At 35.8% G+C, this 16,485-nt stretch carries 17 protein-coding genes; 7 read left to right on the forward strand and 10 right to left on the reverse strand.

Features of this window, described 5'->3' with window-relative positions:
• Positions 1–35: 35 nt before the first annotated feature.
• Together IGI65_RS02540 and IGI65_RS02545 are read right to left on the reverse strand one after the other, a co-directional pair.
• Positions 36–1,004 (reverse strand): sugar phosphate isomerase/epimerase family protein, encoded by a 969-nt coding sequence (locus IGI65_RS02540; RefSeq protein ID WP_071865600.1) that lies wholly within the window; start codon positions 1,002–1,004, stop codon positions 36–38.
• Positions 1,005–1,072: 68 nt separating this feature from the next.
• On the reverse strand, positions 1,073–2,152 hold the full coding sequence (locus IGI65_RS02545; RefSeq protein WP_095006969.1) for a Gfo/Idh/MocA family protein: 1,080 nt from the start codon (positions 2,150–2,152) through the stop codon (positions 1,073–1,075).
• Positions 2,153–2,953: 801 nt separating this feature from the next.
• Here IGI65_RS02545 and IGI65_RS02550 point away from each other — a divergent pair.
• From IGI65_RS02550 to IGI65_RS02570, 5 genes are all read left to right on the forward strand, one after another.
• Positions 2,954–3,814, forward strand: a complete 861-nt coding sequence (locus tag IGI65_RS02550) for an AraC family transcriptional regulator (RefSeq protein WP_071865602.1) — start codon at positions 2,954–2,956, stop codon at positions 3,812–3,814.
• Between the two features lie 391 nt (positions 3,815–4,205).
• Complete coding sequence (locus tag IGI65_RS02555) at positions 4,206–4,679, forward strand: YbaK/EbsC family protein (RefSeq protein ID WP_438773134.1); 474 nt, start codon at positions 4,206–4,208, stop codon at positions 4,677–4,679.
• 2 nt (positions 4,680–4,681) lie between these two features.
• Positions 4,682–5,134, forward strand: coding sequence for a MarR family winged helix-turn-helix transcriptional regulator (locus tag IGI65_RS02560; protein WP_438773135.1), 453 nt, complete (start codon positions 4,682–4,684; stop codon positions 5,132–5,134).
• Between the two features lie 14 nt (positions 5,135–5,148).
• Entirely contained in the window at positions 5,149–6,153 is a 1,005-nt protein-coding gene (locus IGI65_RS02565; RefSeq protein ID WP_438773136.1) for an ornithine cyclodeaminase family protein, read from the forward strand.
• 18 nt (positions 6,154–6,171) lie between these two features.
• Positions 6,172–7,137, forward strand: a complete 966-nt coding sequence (locus IGI65_RS02570) for a threonine ammonia-lyase (RefSeq protein WP_438773137.1) — start codon at positions 6,172–6,174, stop codon at positions 7,135–7,137.
• Between the two features lie 405 nt (positions 7,138–7,542).
• Here the strand turns inward: IGI65_RS02570 and IGI65_RS02575 are convergent, their stop codons facing one another.
• Complete coding sequence (locus tag IGI65_RS02575) at positions 7,543–8,973, reverse strand: alanine/glycine:cation symporter family protein (RefSeq protein ID WP_438773138.1); 1,431 nt, start codon at positions 8,971–8,973, stop codon at positions 7,543–7,545.
• Positions 8,974–9,316: 343 nt separating this feature from the next.
• A complete protein-coding gene (locus IGI65_RS02580; RefSeq protein ID WP_438773139.1) occupies positions 9,317–9,949 on the reverse strand; it encodes a FusB/FusC family EF-G-binding protein in 633 nt (210 codons plus the stop codon).
• A gap of 569 nt (positions 9,950–10,518) precedes the next feature.
• Between IGI65_RS02580 and IGI65_RS02585 the strand changes: the two genes are divergently transcribed.
• Positions 10,519–11,220, forward strand: coding sequence for a hypothetical protein (locus IGI65_RS02585; RefSeq protein WP_095006965.1), 702 nt, complete (start codon positions 10,519–10,521; stop codon positions 11,218–11,220).
• 283 nt (positions 11,221–11,503) lie between these two features.
• On the opposite strand, the gene IGI65_RS02590 is transcribed toward IGI65_RS02585, so the two are convergent.
• On the reverse strand, positions 11,504–12,391 hold the full coding sequence (locus tag IGI65_RS02590; protein ID WP_245813029.1) for an SPFH domain-containing protein: 888 nt from the start codon (positions 12,389–12,391) through the stop codon (positions 11,504–11,506).
• Positions 12,392–12,443: 52 nt separating this feature from the next.
• The gene (locus IGI65_RS02595) at positions 12,444–12,659 is read right to left on the reverse strand and encodes a hypothetical protein (protein WP_071865611.1); all 216 of its coding nucleotides are present in this window, start codon (positions 12,657–12,659) and stop codon (positions 12,444–12,446) included.
• Positions 12,660–12,828: 169 nt separating this feature from the next.
• Here IGI65_RS02595 and IGI65_RS02600 point away from each other — a divergent pair, with 169 nt between their 5' ends.
• The gene (locus IGI65_RS02600; RefSeq protein ID WP_438773140.1) at positions 12,829–13,740 is read left to right on the forward strand and encodes a hypothetical protein; all 912 of its coding nucleotides are present in this window, start codon (positions 12,829–12,831) and stop codon (positions 13,738–13,740) included.
• Between the two features lie 176 nt (positions 13,741–13,916).
• Here IGI65_RS02600 and IGI65_RS02605 read toward each other — a convergent pair whose 3' ends face one another.
• From IGI65_RS02605 to IGI65_RS02620, 4 genes are read right to left on the reverse strand one after another with little or no spacing between them, the layout of a single operon-like run.
• Entirely contained in the window at positions 13,917–14,945 is a 1,029-nt protein-coding gene (locus tag IGI65_RS02605) for a DUF916 and DUF3324 domain-containing protein (protein WP_438773141.1), read from the reverse strand.
• Between the two features lie 15 nt (positions 14,946–14,960).
• Entirely contained in the window at positions 14,961–15,590 is a 630-nt protein-coding gene (locus tag IGI65_RS02610; protein ID WP_438773142.1) for a hypothetical protein, read from the reverse strand.
• A 32-nt stretch (positions 15,591–15,622) separates the two neighbouring features.
• A complete protein-coding gene (locus IGI65_RS02615; RefSeq protein ID WP_438773143.1) occupies positions 15,623–16,183 on the reverse strand; it encodes a hypothetical protein in 561 nt (186 codons plus the stop codon).
• Positions 16,176–16,484, reverse strand: coding sequence for an LPXTG cell wall anchor domain-containing protein (locus IGI65_RS02620; RefSeq protein WP_438773144.1), 309 nt, complete (start codon positions 16,482–16,484; stop codon positions 16,176–16,178). Before IGI65_RS02620 ends, IGI65_RS02615 begins: the two co-directional genes overlap by 8 nt.
• Position 16,485 lies beyond the last annotated feature (1 nt).

The raw sequence follows: 16,485 nt of genomic DNA on the forward strand, positions 1-16,485 counted from the left end.
TTTAAAACTCATAATTTCCCTTATCTTTAAAAAAATTACGCCCACCACATATCGGTTGGTGTGTCATGAATCATGACAGAACGCAAATTCGTCACCGCTCGCTGCAACCCTTCATCAATGGACATCAAAGGATCTTCATGCTCAATACTTAATACATAATCGTAGCCGTATAACCGCAACGCCGAAATAATATCAGACCAAACTTTTAAATCGTGCCCACAACCTACGGAACGGAAATTCCATGAACGTGTTTTAACATTTCCATAAGGCTGCATATCAGTCAGTCCATACATATTAATATTGTCTTGATCCAAATACGTATCTTTGGCATGGAAGTGATGAATTGCCCCAGCTTCGCCTAAAATTTTCACTGCCGCGACCGGATCAATTCCTTGCCACCACAAATGACTTGGGTCCAAGTTACAGCCAATTGCTTTACCGGTAGCTTCCCGTAAACGTAACATAGTATAAGGTGTATGAGCTAAAAAACCACCATGTAATTCAATCCCGATTTTAACTCCGGCACTTTCGGCTACCGTGTTAATTTCTTGCCAATAAGGAATCAATTTTTGTTCCCATTGATAATTATAATTATCGCTATATTCTGTTGGCCACGGCAAAACAGGCCAGTTGACTTGGGTATCTGTTTCATTACCGCCACTCACGCCAGAAAAACCATTTACGATAGGAACATTCATTAATTGGGCTAATTTAATCGTTTTTTGCAATAATTCATCTGCTTCTTGGGCCACTGATTTTACCGGTGAAATCGGATTGTGATGACAACTTAAAGCCGAAATCGTCAATCCTTTATCGGCTAATTTCGCCAAGTATTCTTTACGACTATCTCCAGAAGCTAATAATTTATCAATGTCCAAATGGGCATTACCAGGAGATCCTCCGGTGCCAATTTCTACAGTTTCCAAACCATAACTGGCTACTTTTTCAATCATTTCATCAAAATTTAGATTATTAAATAATGGGGTAAAAACACCTAATTTCATTTTTTCATCCTTTCTATACTCGTTTACTGGTTCATTTTTTTATGTCAGAAAAATCGTGCTAGTTTTAATTAGCGTTCAAAATAAACCGGCTCACCTGTCGCTGAAGATTGATACATCGCTTCTAAAATTTCTGTGACGACCAAAGCCTGCTCTGGTTTTACTAGGGGCTCTGTGTCATTTAAAACCGCATCGATCCACGCTCTTGCTTCGTTATAAGCAGGATCATCAGAAGCACCGTCATAAAAATCGACGCCGCCTGGTTCTAATTCAATTTTTTTCTCATATAACGTGCTATGATCTTCACCATTGATCGTTAAGCCGTCATTCATATCTGCGCCAGCCTTGGTTCCACACAAAGTAGTTTTGGCTTCTTTAACATCTAACGAGTTCAACGCCCAACTTGCTTCTAAGAAAATCGTGGCGCCATTTTCCATCGTAATAAAACCAAAAGCACTGTCTTCTACTTTGTATTCTTTTGGATCCCAAGAACCCCAAGCATTAGCAGCATTTTCCATCTCCGCTAATTTACGATAAGCAGTTCCTACGACAAATTTTGGTTTATAATTGTTCATCATCCAAAGTGTCAAATCCAACGCATGCGTTCCAATATCAATTAATGGGCCGCCTCCTTGCGCTTTTTCATCTAAAAAAACACCCCATGTTGGCACTGCCCGACGTCTAATCGCGTGAGCTTTACCAAAATAAATTTCTCCTAACTCCCCTTCGCTACATACAGTATGTAAATATTGGGAGTCTTTACGAAACCGATTTTGATAGCCAATCGTTAACTTTTTCCCCGTCTTTTTTGCAGCTTCTACCATTGCCTTTGCCTCAGTAGCCGTTTTCGCCATTGGTTTTTCACACATTACATGACAGCCAACTTCCATTGCCGCAATTGAAATTTCAGCGTGAGAACTGTTGGGCGTTAACACATGGACCAAATCTAAATCACACGCTGCTAACATTTCTTGATAATCGCTAAAAACTTTGGCTTCTTCACTGCCATATTCTTTACAACTTTTTTCTGCCCGATCTAAAATGACATCACAAAAAGCCACCAATTCAACTTCCTCAATTTTAGCCAAGGCCGGTAAATGTTTACCCGTAGCAATTCCGCCACATCCAATAATTCCCACTTTTAAACTCATAATTATTTCTCCTTATTTGAAAACGTTTTATTTTCTTTATTATAAAAAAATCCCGCATCAAATTCCTCCCACATCCTTAGCTAAAAATTCCCAGATTTTATCTTTTTTTCTTTTAAAAATACGCTATACTAAAGAAAAGCTGAAGGAAGCGGGTAGCTCTTTGGAAAAATCTCAGAAATTCGTTTTCTGGTGCTCTTTACCAGAAACTAATTTTTGAATTTTTCCCGAAGAGTTGCTTCCTGTGCTAGATCAAAGAAAAGCTAAGGGAACTCGTTCAGCTCTCAAGCAATAAGAGAAAATCTTGTTAAATTGTATCTCAAATTTCGCAAGATTTTCCCTTATTGCCGTAGAGAGCTAGTTCATTTTGCTAGACACAAATAAAAGCTGAAGGAACTCGCACAACTCGCTAGCAATAAGATAGAATTTTAATAAATTGCTTTCCAAATTTCTTGAAATTTTAGCTTATTGTCGCAGCGAGTTAGTTTATGAAGCTAGATCAATAGAAAAGCTAAAGGAAGTGGGTAGCTCTTTGGAAAAATCTCAGAAATTCGTTTTCTGGTGCTCTTTACCAGAAACTAATTTTTGAATTTTTCCCGAAGAGTTGCTTCCTGTGCTGGATCAATAGAAAAGCTAAATGAACTCGCATAGCTCTCAAGCAATAAGGCAAAATCTTGTTAAATCGCTTCTCAAATTTCTTAGCATTTCGACTTAATGTCGCCAAGAGTTTGTCATAAAACTGAAGGAACTCGGATCAAAAACAGTCGATAACTTTTATTAATCCTACTCAAATGAGGTGAAAAGATGAGTCTATATTTAGAAATACCCGAATTACATAGCGCATTTCCTTTTCGAACTTTTATTAATGATGGCTGGGAAATTGTCTATCCTCACTGGCACAAGGAAATTGAGGTTATTTATTGTTTAACCGGCACTGTTAAACTGGGAGCTTTTGGAGAAATTTTTGAATTAGCAGAAGGGGAGATTTTTTTCTTTCCTAGTGGCGAACCTCATTTTTTCTTGGCATCTCCAGACAGTCAACGAATCGTTTTCCAATTTGATTTGCGCTTTTTTTATGAGCAAAATAATTTAGTCACAACCGACCGTACTTTGTTGCAACTGTTTGATGAAGCACCAAATTATAGCCGAGACTGGCCCACTTCCGCGCAAAAAGAAATTAATCAGTTGTTGCGCGCTATTTTTAACTGCCATGAAGAAAAAAATGAAGGCTGGCAATACGGTGTGACAGGTCTTTTGACCCAATTTATTTATGCTTTATATCAGTTAGCGCCAAAAGATGATGTCAAACAAAGTAAGGTCAAAGAAAATTTGAAAAGTCGCGAAACTTTAGAATTATTGGATCAAATTTTTGAATATGTCGAGGCGAATTTTGACTCCCCGATTACTTTAGAAGCTGCGGCCCGCCAAGTCGGCTTTAGTGAAACATATTTTTCCCGCTTTTTTAAACAAAAAGTTGGCCTACCTTTTTCACAATATTTAAAAGAATATCGGATTGAACAAGCGAAGTTTTTATTGGCCACAGAACACTCACCAATGAGTGAAATTGCAGCGAAAGCGGGATTTGCCAACGTTAAAACGTTCCACCATGTTTTCAAAAAAACAGTTGGCTGTGCACCGTTACAATATCAAAAACAACTAAAATGAATTAAAAATAAAGCGAAAAAGTGAGGCTGTGACATAAGCCTCACTTTTTTATGCAATTTTTTTTGAATAGACAATGATTTACTATCTAATTTCGAGATAAATATTTAATAAAAGGGAAAATATATTATCCGCTATAAGAAAGTCTTTAATCGTCAAATTTTATCTAGATATTTAGTGAAGAATATCCATTTTCAAATTGACTCCGTAATAAGTTTTCAGATACGTCCTAGTTTTTTCAAAATTTTACTAGTTATATTCAATGTAGAAAAGAGCTGATAAATTAATAGAAATAAACTATAAAAACGCAATGATTATTGTTGACTTTTCTACAAAATGGTTTATTATGATTAAAAATGTAGAAAATTCAACAATTTAGACAGGACGTGAGTACTTGATTAATTTAGAAGAAAAATTTAAACAAGCAAACATTGATTATGAGTTATACCATCACCGAGCTATTTATACTAATGAGGATGCACTGGTTGTAAAAGAGGAACAAGGTTTTAAAGGTACAGAAACAAAAAGTCTGTATTTAAAAGACAAACAAGACAATCACTATATCTTTTTAACATTTACTACGAAAAGAAGTGATTTTAAGAAACTAAGTAAGCTTGTAGGAAAAAGACTTTCTGTTGTATCCGCAGAGGTCATGGAGGAAACGACTGGTCAAAAATCAGGAGCTGTCTCTCCGTTTGGTTATGAAACACAGGTACCGGTAATTATTGATGAAGAATTACTTTCGCATGAAAAGCTTGTATTTGCCCCAGGCCGACCAGACCAAACCATGGTTGTAAAAGTCGCTGATTTGAAGAAGATTATTCAAGTGCTTGATATACAAACTTATTTACTACCAATGGAGGGATAGCAATGTCTGAAATCTTAAGAGAAATCGGTATAATTTCACGAGCACTATCTTATATCAGCAATGTGGAATTTAAAGATATTCATCTAAATAAAGATCAATATTTATATTTAACAAGAATATACGAAAATCCTGGTATTATTAATGATTCTTTAGCTGAATTAGTCAAACAAGATCGGACTACGGTTTCAAAGTCAATTGGTAAACTTGAGAAAGAAAAATTAATAAGAAAAGAAGTAGATCCTACCAATAAAAAAATTCGTAGATTATACACAACCGATAAGGCAGAGGAGCTTTATAACTATTTAAAACGAGAAGAAATGTACTCAGAAAAGGCGGCTTTGGCAAAATTATCCTTAGAAGAAAGAGAAATGTTGTTGCTGACTTTAAAAAAAGTGAGGAAGAATGTTGATGATGAATGGCATTTTGTAAAGAACGGGAACAAACGGATTTATTAGAGGAGGAAATAACAATGGGACTTAAAATAATGAATGAAGAAGCATTGAAACACACTCTGAAAATGAAAGATGTAATTGAAACAGTTGAAAATGTTTATTCACAGAAAAGTGAGAATCAATCAGTAGTATGGGATACGATTTTTTATGACTTTGAACCAGGTAAAGCAGATATGGATATCAAATCTGGTTACTTAAAAAAACAGAAAATATTTGGACATAAAACAGTTACGTGGTTTGGCGATAATCTACAGAAAAATTTACCTACGCTAAATGGCATGATCTGTATTTTTGATGGAAATACAGGGATGCCTCTAGGAATAACAGAAGGTGCATATATTACAGGAATGCGTACCGGAGCTGCGGCAGCCATAGGTGCGAAGTATTTGGCGAATAAGGCACCTAAAAATGTTCTAATTGTTGGAGCAGGAAATCAATTAAAATTCCAAATCACAGCGATACTGTCGGTGTTTCCAGATTTAGAAAAAGTTCAAGTTTTTGATAAAGATTTTATGAAAGCTTCTAATGCAATCAAAGAGGTGTCCTCTGATTTAGTATTAATGGGTATTTCTCAAACGAATACCCAGATTGTTCCTGTAAAAGACTTGCAAATAGCAACTGAATGTAGTGAGATTATCATTACCATAACGCCTTCAAGAGTTCCATTTCTAAAAAAAGATTGGATCAAGCCTGGTACTCATTTATCTACAATGGGAGCTGATATGGAAGGTAAACAAGAAATTGATGAGAATATTTTTTCCAATGCTACTATTTTCACTGATGATTTACATCACAGTTCTCAAGTAGGAGAAATGGAAATAGCTTTAAAAAATAAAATCATTCAATTAGAGGATATTTCAGGAGAAATTGGAGATCTAATTTTAAATAAAACGATTGGAAGAAAAACAGCAGAAGATATTACTATTTTTGATGCAACAGGAATGGCGTTGATGGATATAGCAACTGCAAAAGCTGCTTTAGATATGAGTGAAGATAAAAATATTGTAAATGTAGAATTTTAATATAAGGAGTGAAGGAATATGGAAAAATTTAATTATCAAGATGTTCAAGAAGCCTATAAAAGAATCCATTCATATATACCTACTACACCATTAGTAGAATCTTTCTATTTAGGTGATGAGGATAAGAAATACTTTTTTAAGCTTGAATCCATGCAAAAGGCGAAAAGTTTTAAAATACGTGGTGCGTTAAATAAAATGCTTACCTTAACAGATGAAGAAAAAGCCAAAGGAGTTGCTACGGTATCTTCAGGAAATCATGGAAGTTCTGTAAGCTATGCTGCGACAATTTTAGGAATTGATAAAGCAATAATCATTGTACCAGAAAGCACACCTAAGAGTAAAACGGATAAAATAGAGTACTTTGGTGCAACAGTAATGCGTCTAGGGAAAGATTATGACGAAGCACATCAATTAGGAATGAAATATATCAAAGAAAATGATATGACTTATATAGATGCTTACTATGACGATCCAAAAATTTATGGTGGACAAGGAACGATAGCTATTGAAATTTTAGAACAAAATCCTGAAATCGACACGATTGTAGTACCAATTGGAGGAGGAGGCATGATCACTGGGATTGCAGTAGCTGCAAAAGCAATTAAGCCAACAATCAAAATAATTGGGGTTCAAACAGAAGCATGTCCAGCAATGATAAAATCTTATGAAGATAATGTGTTTTACGAGGAATATCCTAGCAAAGAAACCTATTGTGATGCCTTAGTTGGTGGAGTAGGTAAACTTAGCTACGAAATACTAAAAGACTACGTCGATGACATTATCGAAGTCAAAGAAGAATCAATTGCCAAATCTGTAGATTTCATGATTACAGAAGAAAAATTTGTTGCTGAAGCAGGAAGTTGTACAACGATAGCTGCAGTTAATGACTTTTCTGAGCGTATTGGTGGAAAAAATATTGCCTTAGTCATTTCAGGTGGGAATATAGATGGGGAAGTTATTAAAGAAATTTTGTGTAAATATTAATAAAGATTAGAGAACGTAGTCATTTACAATCAATTACGGATAAATTGCTACCCAACAAAAAATGATTTTTTTAACAATTCTGCCGAAAAGATTTACTAAAGAATCAGATATTTCTACAATTTATATTTTTGATTTAATAAAATATTGCTATTAGAAAAGTGACACAGAGAGTAAGAATTCTAATTCTTGCTCTTAGACTGTAGACGTCATCCTTTTTGGGGGCTTTGTTATAAATCTGAGGGTTGTGACAGAAGCGACTAGCTTCAAGAAATAAGACGAGGTTCCCAAAAATTATTTTTCAAATTTTTGGAATTCCGTCTTATTTCCAAAAAAGCTGCTTCTGTTACACCGTTTATTCGAAAGTCTGAGGTATGAAAAACTTTTGTCATACCTCAGACTAATTATTTAATCTTTATCTAAAGAAAGTTCTGATGCTAAACGCGGTACTGCTGCTTTTTTCACTGCAAAGAATTTACGTGTTTCTTTGACTACAACTGGACTTAATAAAATCAGCGCAATAATATTCGGAAACGCCATCAAACCGTTGCAAATATCGGCTATGGTCCACACAGCTGAAACAGTCAGATAAGGTCCAATGAAAACCGCCGCAACATATAAAACTTTGAAGAAATTGGCAAATTTATTAGTATTAAACAAATAAGCCAAGCACCGTTCTGCGTAATAATTCCATCCCAAAATCGTCGTGAAAGCGAAAAACACCAAACATATCATCAGTAAAAAAGAAACAATTGGTGCAGACAGTGGCAATGCCTCACTAAAGGCGTAGATAGTTACCGCTGCGCCATCTTTACCGATTTTCCACGCATCCGTTAATACAATTGCCATCCCTGTCATGTTACAAACGATAATCGTATCAATAAATGTGCCAGTCATCGAAACCAGACCTTGTCGGACTGGTTCTTTGGTACGGGCCGCTGCGGCTGCAATCGGCGCACTACCAAGTCCTGATTCATTGGAGAAAATCCCCCGAGCGATTCCTTTTTGCATCGCAATCATCATCGCACCCAATGCTCCACCTGCCGCTGCTTCAAAGCCAAAAGCACTACGAAAAATTAAAGCAATCACACTAGGCAATTTTGCTGCGTTTAAAACAATTAGCCACAAACACAAGCCGACATATAAAAGAATCATCGCGGGTACAATAATTTCAGAAACTTTGGCAATCCGTTTAACACCGCCAATTAAAACTCCGGCCACACAAATCGTTACCAGCAAGCCCGAAATAATAACGGCCCAAGAGTAGTGATGCCCAAATAATTGTAGGCTATGATTTTTATTGGGATCAAAAAAAGTTTCTGCCGCCGACGTAATGCCGTTAATTTGCGTTAAGGTCCCAATCCCTAACAAGCCGGCTAAAATACCAAATAAAGCAAAGGCTTTACCAAGGGGACGCCATTTTTTTCCTAACCCTTTTTCAATGTAGTAAAAAGGACCTCCCAGTGCTTTACCATCGGAATCAAAGGAGCGATACTTGACCGCTAATAGACCTTCTGCGTATTTTGTCGCCATCCCTAAAAGTCCTGCTAGTTCTAACCAAAACAATGCACCAGGACCACCGGCGACAATCGCTGTTGCCACGCCGACAATATTTCCAGTTCCAATTGTCGCCGATAATGCCGTACACAAAGCCTGAAAACTAGAGACATCTCCTTTGCCGTCCTCTTCATCTTGCACCATGAATTTCAATGCCAATGGCAATTTTTTCAGCTGAATAAAACGGCAACCAACCGTTAAAATCAGACCAATGCCCAAAATTAGCAAAATCATGGGAGCTCCCCAAATCAAATCGTTAATTTTTACAAGTAACTGATTCATTCTACGCCTCCTTTTCACTATTGTTAAAAATAAACAAGAACCTAAAGTCTATCATAAAAAACGGATAAAAACTTTAATTTACCGCGCCATTTTTAACAAAAATTCTCGCTGTCTATACAATTTTTACTTCACCGTTTCCAACCAACTTTTTTATTTTTGTAATAATCTGAATATTTTGCCATTTTATCAGCTTTTCACTACCTTTTCTACCAATTTGTGATTTTTTTAGCTTAATTAGTAGTGAATGTTCGGATTTTTACCATTATTTTTACAACAAAAAAAGACAGCGAGAAAATCTCGCCATCTTTTTATCCCTCGAGGGTAATCAAAAAATAAGAAGACCTTATTTTACTTTGGCGACAAAATCTAACAACTGCTTTTTATCGTAAAGCTGATGGTTACATTTTTCACTGTCGACACAAATATAGTTGCCTTTTTTCGTGTAAGTGCCATCTCCACCCTTTTTAGTCGTAGCTAAAAATAATGCGACTTCACTGGTTTTATGACAAATGGAACAAACATTTTTCAAAACATTACTTGAAAAGTTACCCTTTAAACCTTGTAAGCCATGCTCATCATAATACAGTAGGAATTTTTGCTGCTGGCCAGGATCGTTCCAACCAATATAGGTATGTTCTTTTAAATCCATCGCGTCAAAATTTGGTAAGTGTAATTTTTTAGTCTTGCGAAAAACTTTTTCCACTTGTTTTGCACTTGGCACAACAAAAGGCGTAACATGTTCTTTTAATCCATTTAAATAACGCTCTGCTGAAGCTTTAGTCAAATGAGGATCTAAAATAAATTGAAGCAATTCTTCCTTTTGAGTCGAATCCTCGGGCAAAATTTCATTAATTTTTTCAGTTGTTAAAGCCTGAACGGCATTGACTGTTTGTTTGTCATTGACAGATTGATAAACATTAATCAAATCGTCAATTGCTTTTGCTAGGGCAAAATAGTGATAAGGTTCTAGTTTCATAATATTTTCCTTTCTCCAAACCGCTGAGGCGCAGAAGAAAGTCACAACTGCGACGTCAGAATAACTGCCAGCCAATTGTGCGTACAGAAGATACAAATCGTATCATGTGACCACCACCTTGTTATAATCTTCGTTATCATACTCGCATTTCAAAAAAAACGCAACGGTCTCACGTCGCTAGTCAAAAACTTTAAAAATTGATAGAGTTAAAGTAGAAAAGCATAATAAACTCGTCCAGCTCTCAAGCGATAAGACGAAATCTTGATAAATTGCTCTTCAAATTTCTCAAGATTTTGGCTTATTGCCGTAGAGAGTTTGTTTATTATGCTAGACAACAAGAAAAGCTGAACAAACGCGGGCAACTCTCAAGTAATAAGATGGAATTTTAATAAATTGCTTTTCAAATTTCTTGAAATTTCAGCTTATTACCGTAGAGAGTTCGTTTATTATGCTAGACATCTAGAAAAGCAAAAGGCAACGGTCAGCTCTTTATTCATAAGAAAAAATTATCCAGTTTATTTCTAATTCAATTAGCTTGACTACCTAACTACATTTCAAGGAGGAAAAATATGAAGGTTTTATTTATTTTTGATGACGGCGTATTCTCGTCTTTTTTTGTTTACGATTTGCAAAACAAAGGAACGTTGTGGCGCATTTCACCAGAAATTCGGCTACACAATATTACGCTAGGAGAACTTTATGTTAAAAATTCTATTACTGATTTTTTGAAATATTTTTCTGTCGCTTTTTCGCAATCGGTAACAAAATATTTTATTTTAACTAAAGAAGAAGGGCTAGCGGCCATAAAAGAAGCCGGCCTTGATGCAGATGGTACGTTAACGATCACTTCAGAAAAAGATTTTACCGCTTTAAAAAACGGTCAAAAATTCCTATTAGGTCCACAAAAGTTATCTTTAGCCGAAATCGATGCCTACATTAGTTATCAAATTGACGATGATCGTTCCTTTGATGTTTTTACTCGTCAGGAAGATTTGATTCGCTTTATGAAATGGAAAACAGTAACTCCCAGCTTAAGTGCGATTACGCAAAATTTAGGAACCGTCAAAGAACATACGAAAAGTAATCTCGGCTTGCGCGATATGTTAAAACTTGGTAGTGGCTATTTAGCCAAAGGCAATGCCCGCATGAAAAAAATTAATGTCCCTGCTCCTGGTAGCTACACGGTCAGTGGTAATTTTCCTTACCATCTTGAAACGGTCGATTGGGAGAAAAACGTCATTCAACTCCACCCTGATTTACGGGATGAATAAGCCAAAAGAACGTTCCTCATTTACACGCGATCAGATGAAACAACAGCAACATGTTCTTTCATTTCTTAACACATCATCTGATTGCCTAAACAATTTTTCATGAAATCACACACTAATCACTTTAAACGACAAATCGTAACTTTCAACCATGACCAAAGCATCTGTCAGACAGTAAGCACTTTAAAACCTTAATATAATGCATATAAGCAAAATGATTATTTTTGCTAGCAAAAAAGTGGGAAACCCAAACTTGGATTTCTCACTTTTTTTGAAATATTTTTTATTATTTATTTTTATCAGTTGCATCCCAAACTTGTTTAATGGCTGGAATATTGCCAATTTCCGTTAAATTACTTGGTAAAATAACGGTGTTGTGATTGTTTTCCACCACATGTTTAAAGGCTTCAATGCCAAGATAAGACAACATTTTTTCGTCAATTTGACTTTCTTGAATGGCTTGATTAATTTCGCGAATTCGTTTTTTCTCAGCTTCTGTTACAATTTTAATTCGTTCAGCTTCAGCTTGGGCATCAATTTTAATTCGTTCGGCTCTGGCAGTAGCGTCGATTTTAGTTTGTTTTGCTCGCGCCGCCGCATCAATTTCCATTTCTGAGGCTTTGGCCTCTGAATCTAAAATGACCGATTGTTTCTTCCCTTCTGAAATGGTGATTAATGATTCTTTATCGCGACTAGCAGTAATTAATTTATTCATAGAATTAACAATTTCATCTGAAACTGAAATCTCACCAATATTAATTCGGTCAATCGACAAGCCATATCCCGCTGTGATGTCTTTGACGCTTTCAAATAGAGCCACATTTATTTCTTCAGTCCCATTTAAGACTTCATTCAAATCCATCTTCCCAATGATGCCCCGTAAATTTGACTGACAATCTTGAATCATCGAAACCACAGAATTTTGATTATCATAAACAAAGGCCCGTACATCTGTAACATGATATTTGATTGCTTCATCAATTTCCACGATAACATTGTCTTTTGTAATAACACTTTGTGGATCAATTTGAATTGGAATTTGTTTTAACGAAACACGTTGTTTGACGTTATATAAAATTGGAATTAAAAAATGAAGTCCCGGATCAAGGGATTTAACGTATTTACCAAAACTTTCGACGACTTTAACTTCTCCTTGTTCTACAATAATAATCATTTGTGATAACAACAAAATAAGTAGACCAATAATTACGATAACAAAAAAGATACTAAAAATTGCCAATGTAATTCACATCACTTTCATATAAGCTATTGTTTACTTGAACTAATAATGCATTAGGCGTATAACTGACAACTTCCAGCATATCTCCGACTTCTGGCAACCCAGCTACAACTTTGTAGTCGTACCAACTGCCTAAAATACGGACACTACCGGTGAAACTGCTTTTTGTTGTGCGAAAACATTTACCTAACGTTTTTTCCATTTGATAATCAGCCAACGAACCTGCCCACCTCCAATTAAAAACCTCAAGCCCCAACCTTGATTGCCCTCATTATACCACTTGTAAAAAAAACGCCTAGTCAATTATTTGTTAAGTTGCACATTTTTCGACTAAAATAGAATTAAGAATATAGTTATTAAGGAGCATAACCATGGCATTGTTTAAAAAGGAACCTACCCAAGAAGACCAGCTGCAACAAAATTTACGTGCCTGGCTTAGTCAACAAGCCGGAAAAACGATTGCTCTGGCTAATTTAAATGCGTTCTTTTACCAAAATGATTTTTTTAAGCTACATTATTTTGCCGAAAGTGGTTTTCAAGCAGACAATAAACAACCTGTTCTGACTGCAACGGTGACAAAAGATGTGCAAAAAAAATTAAGCCGGATTAAAGAAACCGAGCTTAGTAGTGAACTAAAGATAAATAAAAAAGAAAAATCCCTTTTAGATGGCATTATCACCAGTGACCAAAATTATTTTCGCCTTTATGTTACGCCTTCACCTTTTGCGACCGGACTTTTATTGCTTGAAAAATTACCTGCGACCAAAGTTTTTCAAGCAGATAAAAAAACAGGCTCTTTTGTACAAAATAACATTAAAGAGCTACTTTACTTGTGCTACCGCTTTGATTTAGCCAAAAATCCACAGTTAGCCGTCAAAAATCTAGCTTTAGCACAATTAGCTACTCCTTCTGTCACTTTGCCTATTTTGGCGACTTTAACAGCGATTGCAAATCAGACCATCGCAGACCTTGATTTAGAATATTTGTTTACTTGGGTCTTGCAGTACAGCGCTACAATTACAGCTACTAGCACCCTTTTTTCTGCATATGCTTCAGCAGCCTTACCAGAAGAAGTATTGGAGAAGACACAGGCAATCGTCACAGAGCTCGCTGAAAATTTTGCTCGCAGTAGCACAGTATTAACACAAAATGCCAACCAAGATTCCTTAGCTATTAGTGAACAATTACTAAAGCAAATTCCCGACCTTTTTCAAGCAGCCAACCAAAAAATGACTGCTTTAAATGATAAATTGTTAAATTCCGATACAGATCAGACCGAATAGTGATAAGAATCATTAAGAACCTTCCGCTATGGCAATGCGATCAAAAAAAGTTTCATGTGAAACATTTGGTAGCTGTTATGTTTTCAAAAACCAGATTGCGTACAAAGTAATCAACTGATGATAAGAAAAAAAGCGCATTGACTTTTCTGAAAAGTGAAAGTCAATGCGCTTTTTGCTTAAACGTTCAATTCTTTAGTAATCTCTTTATTTTGAGAACGCTGTGATTTGATCAATCTTACCATTAACAAAGCTAATAACGCACCCAATGCCCCGATTAACCAATATAACCATGATGGAGTCTGAGACTTACCGCCCATTGGGATAATCGCACTATTGACTTCTTTTGCACGCTCGCTACTAACAGTAAAGGGTTCTTTAAATTGCCAAACATTACCTTTACCATCAGATATTTTCAAATGTAGTTCATATTTACCTGGCTTAATTTCTTGATCATTCATATCAAAGGCTAGGTCAAAATTCGAATTCGGCGCCATGGAACGATTTTCCCATTCAATTTTTTGTAAAGTCTCAGTTTTGCCAGCTGCTGTAATTTTACCTGTATAGGTCATTTTGCCAATGGCATCCATCGTAGGATTTTGGATATTCACGCTAAAAGCAGTTTTCCCAAAAGAAATAGCTGCCTTAGGATCAGCAATTTTCACTTCGCGCTTTACTTCAGATAGTATATTACGCAGTTGTAGGCCTAAGACATAACCAAATTGGCTTGGCTGTTCTTTGCCGTCAACGGTTACTACTTTTAAAACCTGAATACCTGCCATAATTCGACCATCAAATTTTTCTTTAGGCATGGTAATTTGAATAGCAAACTCTTTGCTACTGTTAGCAGGAACAGAAACTTTTTCAGGTTTTGTGACAATATCTTTGATTTGATATTGCATACTTTTATCCGGTGTAACATCCTGGCTATTATAATCAATTAAACCTTTGGAATTAGTATAGGCTTGATTTACATTGACAATAAAATCTGTCGCCTCTGTTGCATCATTATGAATCGCCACTTTAATTTCTTGTTTTTCTCCAGGTTGGAGTTTTAAATCAAAATATGTTTGGGTTTTATCAATTTGATTTTCAGGAATCACACCTTGAATACTAAATTGTACATTTCCAGTTTCTGCGTGTGCAGATAAAGGGAAAAATAAAAATGCTAACAAAATCCCGAAAAATAGATAACTTCGCTTTTTCATAATAGCTCCCATCTCTTAGTTCGTTGGCGCTGGTACGTCGTTGAGAGTGAAAATGATTAAATCTTCTACATCAATGCTATCGCCAGCTTTTAACTGAAGTTCATGATCTTTAAATTCTAGTGTGCCCTCCTTAAATTCTTTCGTTAGAAAACCCGTATTATTTTCCACAGTAAGGTCTTTTGCACTCTCAAATACAACATCACCTTCTACTTTTAAATTCGTAATCGTAATATTTTTAGCCAAATTCTTCGTAATACCATTTTTCATATCGACGATGTTTGGATTTAAGTCAGCTTTTAATTGCCATGCCTGTTGAGAAGAATTATTAAATACTACATATTGTCCTTTTAAAGTTTCTAAAGAAATACCGTCATCATCTACGGTGTCATCTTCAATCTGAGAATTATCTTTACTAAATTGTACTTTATAACTCCCAGTGGCACTCAAAATTGTTTCTTGTTTAAATCTTTCTGGTACGTTGATTAACTTTAACGTTGCGTCTTTATTATTAGGGTCATTGTCAAGAAAATCTACTAATACATCACTACTTCCTTTTTTCTCGGTACCATCGCTTTTTGCAAGTGCTGGCACAGCGCCCCCTAAAATCGTTAAACTAATAAGTGTTACAGCTAAAATTTTCTTCATTTTTCCATTCGCTCCTTTTTATATATTCCTTTTTATATATTGGGTACATTTTGTAATAAAATGATTTCTTTGGCATGGTATTTTCCCATTTCCATATCGGGAGGTACAACTAATTTAATCTGTTCTTTTTTCACACGATATTCATAATAGAGTGTTTCACTTCGCGTTTCGCTTCCTTTAGATAAGATGGGCGCTGCACTTTTTTCAGCAGCAAAAGAAGCTGGTATGGCGCGATAATCTTGCACTTTAACGGCTGATTTTTTTTCTGATAAAGAACCTGCTCCGATTTGATACAAAACATCTGTAGGAATCTTATTACCTTGTTCAAAAGGTTGAAACTCATAAACTATTTGCCAAGCGGCCTGTTTATTTAACCGTTTATCGGCAATTTCAATCACCAAATCATTTTCAGCTTGTAGCGTCATTTGATTACCTGTTAGCAGATAAGATCCAAATTGGGGTGTTGTCACATTTTGGATGGCAATCTCTTGCTCCAAAATTTCTATAACCACATCACTTCCTGCATTGGCTTTTAGCGGTCCACTGAGAAATAATAGGACATACAGCAAACCAAGAATTTTTCTTTTATTCATTTTTATACCTCCTCTTTATCAGAAGAAGTGTGCCAACCACTAAAAATGTTCCAACAAAAGATACCCCCATCTGTAATATGGCGCCTGTTCGTGGCAACCTTGTATACCGACTCGGCGTATTTGTTTCTGCCAGATTAGAAGTTGACTGCCGATGCTCACTTTCTGTCTCATTTCCTTTCTTTTTAACAAATTCAACGGGAATACTGGCTTCATGATAATCTAAAACATCTGTCTCCGCTGCATGAACAGGTAGCGAAAGGAAGACAACAACTACTAATAATAATCGAATTATTTTTTTCAAG

This window comes from Enterococcus sp. DIV0755b, from assembly GCF_051713765.1.
In the GTDB taxonomy this organism is placed as follows: Bacteria; Bacillota; Bacilli; order Lactobacillales; family Enterococcaceae; genus Enterococcus_C; species Enterococcus_C canintestini.

What these genes read in the sequence shown, in the direction of transcription:
- IGI65_RS02580 (WP_438773139.1), bottom strand. Translation starts at nt 9,949, where the DNA reads ATGAAACTAGAACCTTATCACTATTTTGCCCTAGCAAAAGCAATTGAC.
- IGI65_RS02605 (WP_438773141.1), bottom strand. Translation starts at nt 14,945, where the DNA reads ATGAAAAAGCGAAGTTATCTATTTTTCGGGATTTTGTTAGCATTTTTA.
- IGI65_RS02610 (WP_438773142.1), bottom strand. Translation starts at nt 15,590, where the DNA reads ATGAAGAAAATTTTAGCTGTAACACTTATTAGTTTAACGATTTTAGGG.
- IGI65_RS02595 (WP_071865611.1), bottom strand. Translation starts at nt 12,659, where the DNA reads ATGGAAAAAACGTTAGGTAAATGTTTTCGCACAACAAAAAGCAGTTTC.
- IGI65_RS02545 (WP_095006969.1), bottom strand. Translation starts at nt 2,152, where the DNA reads ATGAGTTTAAAAGTGGGAATTATTGGATGTGGCGGAATTGCTACGGGT.
- IGI65_RS02615 (WP_438773143.1), bottom strand. Translation starts at nt 16,183, where the DNA reads ATGAATAAAAGAAAAATTCTTGGTTTGCTGTATGTCCTATTATTTCTC.
- IGI65_RS02575 (WP_438773138.1), bottom strand. Translation starts at nt 8,973, where the DNA reads ATGAATCAGTTACTTGTAAAAATTAACGATTTGATTTGGGGAGCTCCC.
- IGI65_RS02590 (WP_245813029.1), bottom strand. Translation starts at nt 12,391, where the DNA reads ATGATTATTATTGTAGAACAAGGAGAAGTTAAAGTCGTCGAAAGTTTT.
- IGI65_RS02540 (WP_071865600.1), bottom strand. Translation starts at nt 1,004, where the DNA reads ATGAAATTAGGTGTTTTTACCCCATTATTTAATAATCTAAATTTTGAT.
- IGI65_RS02550 (WP_071865602.1), top strand. Translation starts at nt 2,954, where the DNA reads ATGAGTCTATATTTAGAAATACCCGAATTACATAGCGCATTTCCTTTT.
- IGI65_RS02585 (WP_095006965.1), top strand. Translation starts at nt 10,519, where the DNA reads ATGAAGGTTTTATTTATTTTTGATGACGGCGTATTCTCGTCTTTTTTT.
- IGI65_RS02570 (WP_438773137.1), top strand. Translation starts at nt 6,172, where the DNA reads ATGGAAAAATTTAATTATCAAGATGTTCAAGAAGCCTATAAAAGAATC.
- IGI65_RS02600 (WP_438773140.1), top strand. Translation starts at nt 12,829, where the DNA reads ATGGCATTGTTTAAAAAGGAACCTACCCAAGAAGACCAGCTGCAACAA.
- IGI65_RS02565 (WP_438773136.1), top strand. Translation starts at nt 5,149, where the DNA reads ATGGGACTTAAAATAATGAATGAAGAAGCATTGAAACACACTCTGAAA.
- IGI65_RS02560 (WP_438773135.1), top strand. Translation starts at nt 4,682, where the DNA reads ATGTCTGAAATCTTAAGAGAAATCGGTATAATTTCACGAGCACTATCT.